The organism is Pseudohaliea sp. (assembly GCF_040217025.1).
Classification (GTDB): domain Bacteria; phylum Pseudomonadota; class Gammaproteobacteria; order Pseudomonadales; family Halieaceae; genus Pseudohaliea.
This window is the reverse complement of the sequence record NZ_JAVJOA010000008.1, coordinates 1,063,538-1,077,140: the sequence shown is the minus strand read 5'-3', so window position 1 is coordinate 1,077,140 and position 13,603 is coordinate 1,063,538. Positions and strand designations below refer to the sequence as shown.

The 13,603-nt window shown below is 71.8% G+C and carries 11 protein-coding genes; 4 read left to right on the top strand and 7 right to left on the bottom strand.

Annotated features, from left to right (window positions below; all coding sequences use genetic code 11):
• Positions 1-4: 4 nt before the first annotated feature.
• The 7 genes from RKE50_RS09115 to RKE50_RS09085 all read right to left on the bottom strand — a co-directional run bounded on the left by RKE50_RS09115 (position 5) and on the right by RKE50_RS09085 (position 9,038).
• The gene (locus RKE50_RS09115) at positions 5-700 is read right to left on the bottom strand and encodes a LutC/YkgG family protein (RefSeq protein WP_350036029.1); all 696 of its coding nucleotides are present in this window, start codon (positions 698-700) and stop codon (positions 5-7) included.
• On the bottom strand, positions 697-2,115 hold the full coding sequence (locus RKE50_RS09110; protein ID WP_350036027.1) for a lactate utilization protein B: 1,419 nt from the start codon (positions 2,113-2,115) through the stop codon (positions 697-699). Before RKE50_RS09110 ends, RKE50_RS09115 begins: the two co-directional genes overlap by 4 nt.
• Positions 2,115-2,924, bottom strand: coding sequence for a (Fe-S)-binding protein (locus RKE50_RS09105; protein ID WP_350036025.1), 810 nt, complete (start codon positions 2,922-2,924; stop codon positions 2,115-2,117). The genes RKE50_RS09110 and RKE50_RS09105 overlap by 1 nt, the downstream gene beginning before the upstream one ends.
• A 39-nt stretch (positions 2,925-2,963) precedes the next feature.
• Complete coding sequence (locus RKE50_RS09100; protein WP_350036023.1) at positions 2,964-5,108, bottom strand: hypothetical protein; 2,145 nt, start codon at positions 5,106-5,108, stop codon at positions 2,964-2,966.
• 27 nt (positions 5,109-5,135) lie between these two features.
• Positions 5,136-6,350 carry a saccharopine dehydrogenase family protein gene (locus RKE50_RS09095; protein WP_350036021.1) on the bottom strand — a complete coding sequence of 405 codons (1,215 nt, stop codon included), beginning with the start codon at positions 6,348-6,350 and terminating at the stop codon, positions 5,136-5,138.
• Between the two features lie 32 nt (positions 6,351-6,382).
• Positions 6,383-7,933, bottom strand: coding sequence for a peptide MFS transporter (locus RKE50_RS09090; RefSeq protein WP_350036019.1), 1,551 nt, complete (start codon positions 7,931-7,933; stop codon positions 6,383-6,385).
• Positions 7,934-8,069: 136 nt separating this feature from the next.
• Complete coding sequence (locus tag RKE50_RS09085) at positions 8,070-9,038, bottom strand: tRNA dihydrouridine synthase (RefSeq protein ID WP_350036017.1); 969 nt, start codon at positions 9,036-9,038, stop codon at positions 8,070-8,072.
• Positions 9,039-9,173: 135 nt separating this feature from the next.
• Between RKE50_RS09085 and RKE50_RS09080 the strand changes: the two genes are divergently transcribed.
• The 4 genes from RKE50_RS09080 (at position 9,174) to RKE50_RS09065 (ending at position 13,592) form a co-directional block, all read left to right on the top strand.
• The gene (locus RKE50_RS09080; protein WP_350036015.1) at positions 9,174-9,446 is read left to right on the top strand and encodes an OadG family transporter subunit; all 273 of its coding nucleotides are present in this window, start codon (positions 9,174-9,176) and stop codon (positions 9,444-9,446) included.
• A complete protein-coding gene (oadA, locus tag RKE50_RS09075) occupies positions 9,446-11,254 on the top strand; it encodes a sodium-extruding oxaloacetate decarboxylase subunit alpha (protein ID WP_350036014.1) in 1,809 nt (602 codons plus the stop codon). Before RKE50_RS09080 ends, oadA begins: the two co-directional genes overlap by 1 nt.
• A 3-nt stretch (positions 11,255-11,257) precedes the next feature.
• On the top strand, positions 11,258-12,559 hold the full coding sequence (locus RKE50_RS09070) for a sodium ion-translocating decarboxylase subunit beta (RefSeq protein ID WP_350036013.1): 1,302 nt from the start codon (positions 11,258-11,260) through the stop codon (positions 12,557-12,559).
• Between the two features lie 85 nt (positions 12,560-12,644).
• Positions 12,645-13,592: an acetyl-CoA carboxylase carboxyltransferase subunit alpha gene (locus RKE50_RS09065; protein WP_350036012.1), complete on the top strand. Its 948-nt coding sequence runs from the start codon at positions 12,645-12,647 to the stop codon at positions 13,590-13,592.
• The last annotated feature ends 11 nt before the right edge of the window (positions 13,593-13,603 follow it).

Sequence of the window (13,603 nt, the reverse complement as noted above, 5' to 3'; positions counted from 1 at the left end):
CGGGCTAGCCCGGCAGGGACCGGGCTGCCGCCAGGCAGTCCGGGGCATCTCTCGCCACCAGCACCACCTGCAGCGCGCGCGGCCCGTGCGCGCCGAAGACCATTTCCAGCGCGATATCCGCGGTGCTCGAGGGCCCGGAGATGAGCTGCAGGCTCCGCGGGCGCTGCTCGGCGCCGAGGCGTGCCTGCAGCGCCGGCCAGAGGTCGTCGAGGCCGGCGACCACGTCCTCGCCGTTGACCAGCACGATGTGATCCTCCGGCAGGAGATTGTTCCGCCCCGGGTTGTCGCGGCCGCTGGTCAGCACCACGCTGCCGGTCTCGCCGATGGCGAGGCGGGCATAGCTCACGGCCGCCAGGTCCCCGGGCTCGACCTCGCCGAAGCGCGGCAGGAGGCCGGCATCGCGCCAGGGCAGGGCGGCCAGCCGCGGGTCCTGCCCGGCGACCAGCTTGCGGCTGCCGTGCCGCGCACCGAGGAACTCGCCGATGGCGCGGACGGCGGCCGTGCGGTCGGTGACGGCGTCCACGGCGGCCTGGTTGCGCAGCAGCCGGGCGAGCAGGGTGACGCGCGGGTCCCCGTGCAGCGGCCGCGGCGCCGGCCCCCGGCCGAGCGCGGCGAGCGCCGCGTCAACCTCGCTCTCGGCGGCCCGCCGGCTCGCGGCGCGCACGCGGGCGAGAATGCGGTCCCGCGCCTCGTCGCTCACCGCTCGTCTCCGTGCGGTCCGCGGTAACGGGCCATGAAGCTCGCGCCGGTGGGCGCGGGCAGGTCCCGCTCGCTGAGAAAGCCGGCGGCGAACGGCACGCGGCTGAGCACACCGCGGCCGCGGGCCGCGAGCGCCAGCATCCGCGCGGCGAGGCCCGTGAGCCGGTGGTAGAGCCAGGGATGGCGAAGCAGCCGGGCGTGGAAGGCGAGTCCGCGGCGCCAGCCCACCGGCGATAGCGCCTGCTCGCGCTCCTCCTGGCGCAGGTCCCGCAGCAGGTCCGGCAGGGGGATGTTGGCCGGGCAGACTTCGGCGCAGCGGCCGCAGGCCGTGCAGGCGTTGGGCAGGAGGTGGCTCTCCTCCAGGGACGTGAGCAGCGGTGTCAGCACCGAGCCCACGGGCCCGGGATAGACCCAGCCGTAGGCGTGGCCGCCGGCAGCCACGTAAATCGGGCAGTGGTTCAGGCAGGCGCCGCAGCGGATGCACTGCAGCATGTCGCTGTAGTCGCTGGCCAGGATCTCCGTGCGCCGGTTGTCCAAGAGCACGATGTGCGTTTCCACGGGGCCGTCGGCGTCCCCCGGGCGGCGCGGGCCGGAGTAGAAGCTGGTGTAACAGGTCACGGGCTGCCCCGTCGCGGAGCGGGCGAGGAGGCGCAGCAGGTCGGCGGCGTCGCTCATGCGCGGCAGCAGGCGTTCCAGCGTCGTACAGACGATAAGCACCGGCGGCAGGTTGGCGCACAGGTCGCCGTTGCCTTCGTTGGTGACCAGCAGCGAGTAACCCGTCTCGGCGACCAGCGCGTTGGCGCCGATGATGCCGACCTCGCCGCCGAGGAACTCCTCGCGAAGCACCTGCCGCGCCTCGCCGACCATCTCGCCAGCGCTCTCCAGGGAGCGCTCGCCGAGGTCGTGGCGGGCCAGGAACAGCTCGCGTATCTCGTCTTTGGTCTTGTGCAGGGCGGGGCCCACGATGTGACTGGGCGTCTCTCCCGCCTCCTGGATGATGTATTCGCCGAGGTCCGTTTCGCGCACCGCGAAGCCGGCGCCGGTCAGGTGGTCGTTGAGCGCGCTCTCCTCCGTGACCATGGACTTGCCCTTGATGATCCGGCGCGCGCCGTGCTGGCGGCAGATGGCCTCGACGGTGCGGTTCATCTCATCCGGGGTTTCCGCGAAGTGCACGCTGTTGCCGTTCTCCGTCGCCGCCTCGAGGTAGCGGTCGAGGTAGACATCGAGGTGGTCCAGGGTGTGCCGGCGCACCGCGTGCAGGTGCTCGCGCAGCGCGTCGAAATCACCGTAGGCATTTGCCGCCGCGCTGTGCAGGGCAGGAGCGAACAGCCCCATGGCCTCGCGCAGCTGCGCGCGTTCGCGGCCCGCGAGGGCCTCGTCGGCATTAGCCAGGAATTCGGCGCTGTGCTGCTCCATCAGCCCCGGGTTTCCTCACCGATCGGCGGCGCCTCGAGCTCGCCGTCGAGCAGCTCCGCGACGTGGCGGAAAGACAGCGCGACCCCCTCCCGCCGCGCGCGACCGGCGAGGGCGATCAGGCAGCCGAGGTCGCCGGCCACCAGCGTGTCGGCACCGGTCTCCACCGCATCCTTGAGCTTGTCGTCGGCCATCTTGGCCGAGATGGCCGGCATCTTGGCGCAGAAGGTGCCCCCGAAGCCGCAGCACACGTCGGGCTGCTCCAGCTCCCGCACCGCGATGCCGCTCTCGGCGAGCAGGCGTCGCGGCTGTTCGCGGATGCCGAGCTCGCGCAGGCCGGCACAGCCGTCGTGGTAGGCGACGGCCGCCTGCGCCTGCGCAGCCGGCACGCGCCGCCGCACAGGCAGGACGTCGCTCAACACATCGCTGAGGAAGGCGGTCAGTTCCCAGGTTCGCTCGGCCAGCGCCCGGGCCCGCTCGCGCCAGGCGCCCTCGAGGAGCTTCGGGTAGTGGTGGATGAGCATACCGGCGCAGGAGCCGGAGGGGACGACCACGAACTCGGCCTGTTCGAAGGTGCGGATCACGTCCCGGGCCACGGCGCGGGCCCCCTCGTAGTCGCCGTTGTTGTAGCCGGGCTGGCCACAGCAGGTCTGCGCCCGGGGCACGTAGACGCGGCACCCCGCGTCCTCGAGCAGCCGCAGGGTGGCGAAGCCCACTTCCGGCCGGAACAGGTCCACGAGGCAGGTGACGAAAAGCGCCACGGCCGGCTGTTCGCCGGGTGCCGCCGGCTGTGCGTCGGTCGCTGCCGTCAAGCTTGGCTCCTGCCCGTTGAAGAGCTGCCAGTATAGCGTCTACGCGACGGCCGCTGCGAGGCCGACCAGGGCCAGGATGCCGGCACCGGCAAGGCCGAGCGCCAGGGGGTGGCGGGCGCGGAGCAGGGCCGCCGCGACGGTGCCGGCCCCGGGCGGGTCCGCGGCACCGGCACCGGCGCGGGTGAGCGCGGCTTGGAGGGACGGCGGGAAGGCGGGCAGGCTCGCCGTGCCCAGGCTCAGCACCACGTCGCCGCGGAGCAGGAAAGGTCCGCGGCGGCGGAAGCTGTCGGCGGCACCGCCCTGGTAGACTCCGCGGTGGTCCGTGACCAGCAGGCGCCGGCCGGCGATGCCAACGTGCCCCGCCGGGGCCAGGCAGCTGCCCGCGACCCCGCTTGCGAGGGCCGCCAGCGAGAGGCCGGCAAATGCCACGCCGGGCTGGCCGCCGAGCGCCGCGGCCGCGGCAAGCACGCCGGCGGCGATTGCCAGCACGATGGCCTGGCGCCCGCGCCGGCGCCGGGCGGCGGCCAGGGCCGGGAACCAGAGGAAGGCCCCGAGCTCCCGGTCGAGACGCAGCGCCGGAGCGTCGGCCTGCCGCCGGCGACGATCGGTCGCGAGCAGCAGGGCGAGCAGGGCACCGCCGAGGGCCGCGGCCAGGGCGCAGCGCAAGAGGGTCGACGCCGTCGACCGCCAGGCGAGCGTCTCGCGCTGCTCCCGCACCAGCGCCGAGAACAGTGACGAGCGGAAAGGCGCGCCGACACGCCCCTCGCCGTCCACCCGCTGGAGCTCCGGTCGCTCGGGGTCGAGTAAGAGCAGCTGGCGGCCCCAGGGCTGCAGCCGCCGGGCGTCGATCACTGTGGGCAGGACCACGGCACCCAGGTGTCCCCAGCGCGTGTCGAAGCGGTGCAGGGCCACGGCGCCGGCCTCGTTCTCGAGCAGGGCCCACCACTGGTCCGCGAAGAAGGCGAGGTCCCGCACGGCCGCGGTGGTGAACCCGGCGGGTAGCAGCAGGAGCGCGTCGAGCTGTTCGCCGTAGCTCGCCGGGTCGGGCCGGTGAACGCCGACCAGGGGCCCGTCGGCGGCGAGGTAGAGCAGTCCGCCTTCGTTCACGAGCCGCGGCGCCGGCGATTCCGCATCGAGCGCGGCCTGCGCCCGGGCGCTGCCTTCGGCAATCAGGACCAGGCCGCTGCTGTCGAGGACATGAAGCGCGTCTCCCCGACCGCCGGCCACCGCCCGCAGCGGGCCGGCCACGGGCAGCGGCTCGCAGGGGCCGCCCGCGGGCGCGCAGCGCCACGGGGCCAGCCCGCTATCCCCAGCGCGGGTCTGCAGCACGAGGGACCCGTCGCGGCCGACGAAGAAAGGCGGAGCGAGATCGGCGAGGCCGAGGCGCCCGGCGTCGAGGCGGAGGAGATCGTGACCGGCACGGTCGTGTAGGAGCACCGCATCGCGGGTCAGCAGGTAGAGCTGGCCGGCGCCGTCCACGCCGGTCGCGGCCGCTCCCGCGAGCGGTGCCGGTGCCGATCCGCGCAGCCCGGCGATGATCGCGGCGGTGAGAGCCGCGGCGAAGAGAGCACTGGCGATCAGCGCCGTCAGCCAGCGCAGCTGCACGGCCTCGTCGCTCAGCGCCGCCGGTGCATCCGGCCGGACCTGGAAGAGATTGGGTGCGGCCGGCTCAGGTGCGGCCGGCTCAGGTGCGGCCGGTTCAGGTTCCGGTTCAGGCTCGGGCTCGGGCTCCGGTTCAGGTTCCGGCTCGGGTTCTGGCTCTGGCTCCGGTTCAGGTTCCGGCTCGGGTTCTGGCTCTGGCTGCGGCTCCGGCTCCGGTTTGGGCTCCGGTTTGGGCTCCGGTTCAGCCTCAGGCTCCGGTTCGGGTTCGGGTTCGGGTTCGGGTTCGGGTTCGGGTTCGGGTTCGGGTTCGGGTTCGGGTTCGGGTTCGGGCTCGGGTTCCGGTTCGAGTTCCGACTCGGGCTCGTGTGTGACCGCGCAGTCCAGCCCCGCCGCGCGCAGGCGCTCGCAGAGCCGCTCGGCCTCGCCCGATGTGAGCCCCCGGCGCAGTGTTAACGTGCCACCCCGGAAGAAGGGCTCCACCGCGTCGGGGTCCGTCAGCCGGAACAGCGCCGTCAGCTGCAGCCGGGCCCGGCGCGGGTCCGCCCCGGGCAGGAGGGCACCGCTGAAGGTGAGGTCGCTCACCGCGCCCTGGCGCCGGCGGCGGTCCGCTCAGACGAGGTCGAAGCGAAGCCCGGCACGGTCGCGAAGGCGCGTTAGCAGCGCATCGCCAAGGGCGGCGGCGGGCGTCCATATGCCGCCGCCCACGGGCAGGTCGTCGAGGGCCAGGCAGGCGGCCGCCTCGCCGAGCATGCGCGACGTTGCACCGTAGCCCGGGTCGCGGTCGCCGCTGACCCGCGCACGCAGGTCCAGCCCGCGCTCCGCCGGGTGCTCCGCGTGCAGGAACAGCTCGAAGAAGCCGTTCTCGCGCTCGTCGGCGTCCGGGCCTTCCCCCGGGGAGGGAAGGAAGTGCGCGGCGAGGCGGCGGGTGGGCGAGAGGGCCATGGCCGCCATGCCGCCGCCGAGCGCGCCGGCCAGGAGCGTGGCCTGGGCGCGCGAGCGGCAGAGCTGGCGCTCGTCGTAGGCAAAGTCTTCCCCCCAGGGGAAGTCGAGCAGTGCATTGCTGCGGCGCACCACGCGGGTGTTGATCGCCGCCATGACAAAGGGCCCGGTCCACTGTTCGAATACCGGGTCATAGAGCGGACGCAGGCTGTCGTTCCGGTCCGGGCCCCGGGGCGCGCCCGGTGGATTGAGGCTGTAGGGGTCGGCCAGGAGCTTGCGCACGCTGCGGTCCCGGCCCGCCTCTTCCATGACGCCGAGGAGGCTGGCCACGGTGCCGCCGCTGGCGCCGCCCCGGGAGCGCCCCACGCGGCCGCGCACGCGGCCGCCCGCGACGCCGTGGCGGGTCAGCATCTCCCGCTGCACGAACCAGGTGCCGAGGTCCGAGGGAATGGAATCGAAGCCGCAGCTGTGCACGATACGGGCGCCGGTCCCGGCAGCGCGCTCGCCGAAGCGCGCGATGGTCATGGCCACCCAGGGCACCTCGCCGGTGAGGTCGCAGTAGTGGGTGCCGGCATCGGCACAGGCCGCGACCAGGGGCGTGCCGTGGCGCGCGTAGGGCCCCACGGTGCTGCAGACGACCTTCGTACGGCCGGCCAGGGACGCCATGCTCGCGTCGTCGTCACTGTCGCCGGTGAGCAGCGCCGGTGTGCCGCTGTCATCGGCCAGTTCGGCGGCGAGCGCCTCCAGCTTGTCGCGGTTGCGGCCGCCGAGGGCCCAGCGCAAGCGGCCGCCGTGGCCGTAGTGGGCGGCCAGGTGCTCGGCGACGAGACGGCCGGTGAAGCCCGTGGCGCCCCATAGCACCAGGTCGAAGTCCCTTGCTGCCATGGTTCCTTCCCCCTTGCCGCGACCCGTGGCGATCAGTGGATACCGCGCATCATGCGCTTCAGCAGCGGTGACAGGGCGAGCAGCACCGCCCCCACCGCCAGGCCCACCCAGAATAGCTTGCCGAACAGCGCGGTGTAGCTGGCGAGCGCCGTGCCGACGTCGGCCACCGTGCCGTCCACGGTCTCGATGGCGGCGATCTTGGAAAGCTGCGCGGCGACGAAATTCGAGTAGGCGGTGGCGAGGAACCAGCTGCCCATCATGACCCCGGTGATGCTCGGCACGGACAGCTTGGTCACCGCCGAGAGCCCCACCGGCGAAAGGCACAGCTCACCGCAGGTGTGCAGCAGGTAGGCGAGGATCATCCAGTAGCCCGAGACGAGGCCGGCCTGGTCCGGGTTGGCTGCGCCCAGGATCAGCGCGCCGAAGCCCAGCCCGGCCTGGGCGATGCCCAGGGAAAACTTCACCGGCGTGCTGGGCTCCAGCCCCCGGCGGCCGAGCGTGGTCCAGAGCAGGGCGAAGACCGGCGCGAACAGGAAGATGAAGAAGGCGTTCAGCGACCCGAACTGGGACGCGGTCAGGGTGACGCCGAAGACTTCCCGGTCCATCACCCGGTCCGCGAACAGGGTCATGGATGCCGCGCTCTGCTCGAACAGGGACCAGAACAGCACGCTGGACAGCGTCAGCACGACCAGCACGATCATCCGCGAGCGTTCCACTGCGTCGCACTTCACCGCGATGAACCAGGTCAGCCCCGCGAGCACGGCCAGCGCCAGGGCATTGAGAAGCATGCCCACGCCGCCGTTGAACTGCAGCAACTGCCAGGCGACGGCCACGCCGCCGAGGGCGGCGAGGTAGATGGTCAGCTCCTTGTTGAGGCCGAGGAGAGAGCGCTCCTTGAGGACCGCCGGGCGCGCTGGCTCCGCGAGCCCCTGGAGGTGCTTCTGCCCGCCGAGAAAGGTCGCCAGGCCCACCAGCATGCCGATCCCGGCGGCGCCGAAACCGTAGCTCCAGCCGAAGGTTTCGCCGAGGTAGCCGCAGAGCAGCGTGGCGGTGAACGCGCCGATGTTGATGCCCATGTAGAAGATGGTGAAGCCCGCGTCCCGGCGCGGGTCGTCGGTGCCGTAGAGGCGCCCGACGATGGTGGAGATGTTCGGCTTGAGGAAACCGACGCCGATGACGATGAGTGCCAGGGAGAAGTAGAACACCTGCAGGGCGCCGTCGTCGCGAACCACCTCGTCGCCGACCATGCGCGCCTGCTCGCCCTCCGCCGCCATGCCCAGGTGGCCGAGCACGAGCAGCAGACCGCCGAAGACCACCGCCTTGCGCATGCCGAGATAGCGGTCGGCGAGCAGGCCGCCGATCACCGGCATGGCGTAGACCAGTGCGGCATAGCTGCCGAGCACCTCGAGGCCGCCGGCGTCCGAGAACAGGTGGTACTTGGTGAGGTAGAGGAGCAGCAGGTACTTCATGCCGTAGAAGGAGAAGCGCTCCCAGAGCTCCGTGGCAAAGCAGACGAACAGCCCCCGGGGGTGGCCGAGGAGGGTCGCGTCGCCGGAGGCGGCGGGAGCGGCGGCAATGGACATGCGGCTTATCCTTCTTCAAGCGGCCGGCGCACCGGCCTTGCCCGGGGCATGCCCACAGGGCGGCTGCGACGCGTACGGCCCGGGCCCGGCAAAGGGCCATTATAGGGGCAGGCCGCGGCGCGGCCGCAAGGGTGCCTCAGGCCGCCGCGGCGCGCGGGTCCGCCGCCCTGGCGAGGGCCTCGGCCAGCTCGGCCGGGTCGCGCAGGCGCTTGACGCGTTCGAAGAACAGCGCCGCCTGCGGGTAGTAGCCGCGCAGGTAGACCAGCCACTGTTTCAGCGGATTGCCGGCGTGGCGCGCATCGTAGCTGGCGAGGGTGAGCGCGAAGAAGTGGCGCAGCAGCTCGAGCACCGCCGGCCAGGGCAGCGGTTCCAGCTCCTCGCCACGGCTGGCGGCACGCACCAGTCGCGGCAGGTCGGGCCGGCAGAGCGCACCCCGGCCCAGCATGAGGTCTTCACAGCCGCTGGCGGCCCGGCAGCGCGCCGCGTCCCCCGGGCTCCAGATCTCGCCGTTGGCGATGATCGGCAGCGTGGTGACGGCGCGTGCCCCGGCGATGTCGTCCCAGTAGGCCGGGGGGCGGTAGCCGTCGCGCCGGGTGCGGGCGTGTACGGCGATCTCCGTCGCCCCGGCTTCGCTGATGGCGCGCACGACCTCCAGGAAGGGTGAACGGTCGTCGAAGCCGAGGCGGATCTTCACCGTAAGCGGAACCTGCGCGGGCAGGGCGGCGCGCACGGCCGCCGTGATCGCGTGCACGCGCCCGGGTTCGCGCAGCACGATGGCGCCGCCGTCGGAACGGTTCACGGTTTTCGCCGGGCAGCCGAAGTTGAGGTCGATGCCGGGGGCGCCCAGCTCCGCGCCGCGAGCCGCATTCTCGGCCACGGGGCCGGGCTGGCCGCCGAGAAGCTGCAGGTAGACGGGCACGCCGTGGGCGGTTCGTCCGCCCCCGGCGAGCTCGGGGCAGATGCGGTGGAAGACCCGCGGCGGCAGCAGGCGCTCGGTAACCCGGAGAAACTCCGTCACGCAGCGGTCGATGCCCCCGAGGCCGGTGAGCAGCTCGCGCATGGTGTGGTCTATGACCCCCTCCATGGGGGCGAGTACGAGGCGCATGGCGGGATTATACCCGGTCGCCGGCCGCGGGTGCCCCGGGGTCCACGGGTTTCGCCGGGCGCGCAGGCACCCACCTACCGGACCGCGACGGCCATGCAGTATGATCGTCGCACCACCGCACGGGAGACGCGACCCATGGACGAAAGCCTGCTCCGACAGGGCCTGGACCTGATGCTCTTCGGCATGCTGACCGTCGTGTTGTTCCTCTCCCTGCTCGTGCTGGCCACGAGCGCCCTGTCCGCCCTGGTCCGGTGTTTCGCGCCGCCCGCACCGGTTCCGGCAACGGCCGTTGCGACCCGGGGCGGCGCCGGCCCGGGCGAAGGGCCTTCACCGGCGGTGGTCGCGGCGATCACCGCCGCCCTCGCCAGGCATCGCCACGCCAACTCCAGTGACAAGGAACGCCCCTGATGGAAGCCAGCCAACGCCCCCTCGGCATTACCGACGTCGTCCTCCGCGATGCGCATCAATCCCTGTTCGCGACGCGCCTGCGCCTGGACGACATGCTTCCCATCGCGGCCGCCCTCGACGACATCGGCTTCTGGTCGCTGGAGTCCTGGGGCGGGGCGACCTTCGATGCCTGTATCCGCTATCTCGGCGAGGACCCCTGGGAGCGCATCCGGGAGCTGAAGGCCGCCATGCCGAAGACGCAGCAGCAGATGCTGCTGCGCGGCCAGAATATCCTCGGCTACCGGCACTACGCCGACGATGTCGTCGAGCGTTTCGTGGAGCGGGCCGCCACCAACGGCGTCGACGTGTTCCGCGTTTTCGACGCCATGAACGATTTCCGCAATCTCGAAACGGCGCTGAAGGCGGTGAAGTCCGTGGGCAAGCACGCCCAGGGCACCCTGTCCTACACGCTGAGCCCCGTGCACACCCTCGATACCTGGCTCGACCTGGCCCGGCGCATCGAGGACGCGGGAGCCGACTCCATCGCCATCAAGGACATGGCCGGGCTGCTGCGTCCGTACGCCGGCCACGAACTGGTGCGGCGCCTCAAGGAGACCTGCGCCATCCCCATCCACATGCAGTGCCACGCCACCACCGGGCTGTCGACGGCCACGGCGCTCAAGTGCGTGGAGGCGGGCATCGACAACATCGATACCGCGATCTCCTCCATGTCCATGACCTACGGCCACTCGCCCACGGAGTCCGTGGTGGCGATCCTCCAGGGTACGGAGCGGGACACGGGTCTCGACCTCGACAAGCTGGCGGACATCGCCGCCTACTTCCGCACGGTGCGCAGGAAGTACGCGAAGTTCGAGGGCTCCCTGCGCGGCGTGGACTCGCGCATCCTGGTCGCCCAGGTGCCCGGCGGCATGCTCACGAACATGGAGAACCAGCTCCGCGAGCAGGGCGCGGCGGATCGCATGGACGAGGTGCTCGCGGAAATCCCGCAGGTCCGCGAGGACCTCGGCTACATCCCCCTGGTGACGCCGACCTCGCAGATCGTCGGCACCCAGGCGGTGCTCAACGTGCTCACCGGCGAGCGCTACAAGTCCATTTCCCGCGAGACCGCGGGTGTGCTCAAGGGCGAGTACGGCGCCACCCCGGCGCCGGTGAACGCCGAGCTGCAGGCGCGGGTGCTCGAGGGCGATGCGCCGATCACCTGCCGGCCCGCAGACCTGCTCGAGCCGGAGATGGACGCGCTGGCGGAGGAACTCGCGGGCCTGGCGGAGGAGCAGGGTATCCGTCTTGCCGACGGCGAGCGGCGCACCGACGACGTGCTGACCTATGCCCTGTTTCCGCAGGTCGGCCTGCGTTTCCTCGCCAACCGGGGCAACGCCGACGCCTTCGAGCCACACCCGGATGCCGAGGCCGCCGCCGAAGCGCCGGCTGCGGCGCTCGCCGCCCCCGCGGCGGCGCCGGGCGGCCCGGCCGTGTACACGGTGAAGGTGGATGGTCAGCCCTACGTGGTGGAAGTGAGCGAGGGCGGTGAGGTCTCATCCGTTGCCGCGGCGCCCGCGCCCGAGGCTGCGCCCGCGGCCCCGTCGGCCGCGGGCGGGGGCGACCCGCTGCCCGCGCCGCTCGCCGGCAACATCGTCCGGGTCGCCGTGGCGGCCGGCGACACGGTCAGCGCCGGGGACGTGGTGCTCACCCTCGAGGCGATGAAGATGGAGACGGAGGTGCGCGCGCCCCGCGCCGGCACCGTCGTTTCGGTGGCCGTCGTCGCCGGCGACGCGGTGCACGTCGGCGATACGCTGCTGGTCCTGGGCTGAGCGGTGGAAGACCTCTCGGCCCTCTGGGCGGCCTCCGGGCTCGCCCGCCTCGACGCCGGCGCCGCGATCATGATCGGCGTCGGCCTCCTGCTCCTCTACCTCGCCATCCGCAAGGAATTCGAGCCGCTGTTGCTCGTGCCCATCGGCTTCGGCGGCATCCTCGCCAACATCCCCGGCGCCGACCTCGCCTGGTCCGCCTTCGACAGTGCGCTCCATGGCGGCGATGCGGGCCTTCGAGCGATGCTCGCCGGGCAGCTCGGGCTGCCCGCGGATGCCCCCTTCAAGGCCGTGTCTGCCGCCTTCGACGGCGCCGGCAGCGCCGTCCAGGCGAGCCTGCAGGGCCTGGCCCGGGACGCGGGTTACAACCACGGCGTGCTCTACCAGTTCTACCGGGTGACCATCGCCAGCGGCGCCGGCCCCCTCGTGATCTTCATGGGCGTGGGGGCCATGACCGACTTCGGGCCGCTGCTCGCCAACCCGCGCACCCTGCTCCTCGGTGCCGCGGCGCAGTTCGGCATCTTCGCCACGCTGGTGGGCGCGGTCGCCCTGTCTTCCGCCGGCGTGTTCGATTTCACGCTGCAGGACGCGGCGGCCATCGGCATCATCGGTGGTGCCGACGGGCCCACGGCCATCTACGTGTCGAGCATCCTCGCTCCGGACCTTCTCGGCGCGATCGCCGTCGCGGCCTACTCCTACATGGCCCTGGTGCCGCTGATCCAGCCGCCGATCATGCGCGCCCTGACCACGCAGGCCGAGCGCGAGATCGAGATGGTGCAGCTGCGTCCCGTGGGCCAGCTCGAGAAGATCCTCTTCCCGCTGCTGCTGCTGGTGCTCGTGGCGCTGCTGCTTCCCGGCGCCGCGCCGCTTCTCGGCATGTTCTGCTTCGGCAACCTCATGCGCGAATGCGGCGTGGTCGAGCGCCTGTCGGCGGCGGCGCAGAATGCCCTCATCAACATCACCACGATCTTCCTCGGCCTTTCCGTAGGTTCGAAGCTGGTGGCGGACAAGTTCCTCGATCTCGAGACCCTCGGCATCCTGGCCCTCGGCGTGGTCGCCTTCGCCATCGGCACCGCCGCTGGGGTGCTCATCGCCCGGCTCATGAACCGCCTGTCGAAAACCCCCATCAACCCGCTCATCGGCGCCGCCGGGGTCTCCGCCGTGCCCATGGCCGCGCGGGTCTGCAACCGCGTGGGCCTGGAGGCCAACCCGCACAATTTCCTGCTCATGCACGCCATGGGGCCGAATGTCGCCGGCGTCATCGGCTCGGCCGTGGCCGCCGGCATCATGATCACCCTGCTCGGCTGAGTCCTCCCCCTCCCGGGGTCGTGGTAGGCCCCGCCGGATTTTTGTACACTCGCGCCCTTGCCCACGTGCCGCTGGAAGGGTCGCCATGAACCCCAATTACCTGGATTTTGAACAACCGATTGCCGAGCTCGAGGTGAAGATCCAGGAGCTCGAGCAGGTGGGCAGCGGTGCCGAGCTCGGCATCGATGAAGAGATCGACACGCTGCGCAAGAAGAGCACCAAGCTCACCGAGAAGATCTTCGCCAACCTCTCGCCCTGGGACATCGTCAAGGTGGCCCGGCACCCGCTGCGTCCCTACAGCCTCGACTACATCCCGCGCATCTTCACGGACTTCGACGAACTCCACGGCGACCGCCGCTTCGGCGACGACAAGGCCATCGTCGGCGGCACCGCGCGGCTTAACGGCATCCCCGTAATGGTCATCGGCCAGGAGAAGGGCCGCGCGGTGAAAGACAAGGTCTACCGCAACTTCGGCATGCCCAAGCCCGAGGGCTACCGCAAGGCGCTGCGCCTCATGGAACTGGCCGAGCGCTTCGAGCTGCCGGTGATTACGCTGATCGACACCCCCGGGGCCTACCCCGGTATCGACTCGGAAGAGCGTGGCATCAGCGAGTCCATCGCCACCAACCTCGCGGTCATGTCGCGGCTGCGCACGCCCGTGGTCTGCGTGGTCATCGGCGAGGGCAGCTCGGGCGGGGCGCTCGGCATCGGCGTGGGCGACCATCTCGCCATGCTGCAGTACTCCACCTACTTCGTGATCTCCCCGGAGGGCTGCGCGAACATCATCTGGAAGAGCACGGACAACGCCCCGGACGCGGCCCAGGCCATGGGCGTCACCTCCAGCGTGCTCGAGGAACTGGGGATCGTCGATGCCACCATCGAGGAGCCCCTGGGCGGCGCCCACCGCAACGTCGACCTCATGGCCGAGCGCATCGGCGGGCACCTGGTCGAGCAGGTCACGCGCCTGCGCGGGACCCCCGTGGAGGACATGCTCGAGGCCCGCTACGCGCGCCTGATGTCCTACGGGAACTGATCCCGCCACGC

What these genes read in the sequence shown, in the direction of transcription:
- oadA (WP_350036014.1), top strand. Translation starts at nt 9,446, where the DNA reads ATGGAAGCCAGCCAACGCCCCCTCGGCATTACCGACGTCGTCCTCCGC.
- RKE50_RS09090 (WP_350036019.1), bottom strand. Translation starts at nt 7,933, where the DNA reads ATGTCCATTGCCGCCGCTCCCGCCGCCTCCGGCGACGCGACCCTCCTC.
- RKE50_RS09110 (WP_350036027.1), bottom strand. Translation starts at nt 2,115, where the DNA reads ATGGAGCAGCACAGCGCCGAATTCCTGGCTAATGCCGACGAGGCCCTC.
- RKE50_RS09085 (WP_350036017.1), bottom strand. Translation starts at nt 9,038, where the DNA reads ATGCGCCTCGTACTCGCCCCCATGGAGGGGGTCATAGACCACACCATG.
- RKE50_RS09095 (WP_350036021.1), bottom strand. Translation starts at nt 6,350, where the DNA reads ATGGCAGCAAGGGACTTCGACCTGGTGCTATGGGGCGCCACGGGCTTC.
- RKE50_RS09080 (WP_350036015.1), top strand. Translation starts at nt 9,174, where the DNA reads ATGGACGAAAGCCTGCTCCGACAGGGCCTGGACCTGATGCTCTTCGGC.
- RKE50_RS09065 (WP_350036012.1), top strand. Translation starts at nt 12,645, where the DNA reads ATGAACCCCAATTACCTGGATTTTGAACAACCGATTGCCGAGCTCGAG.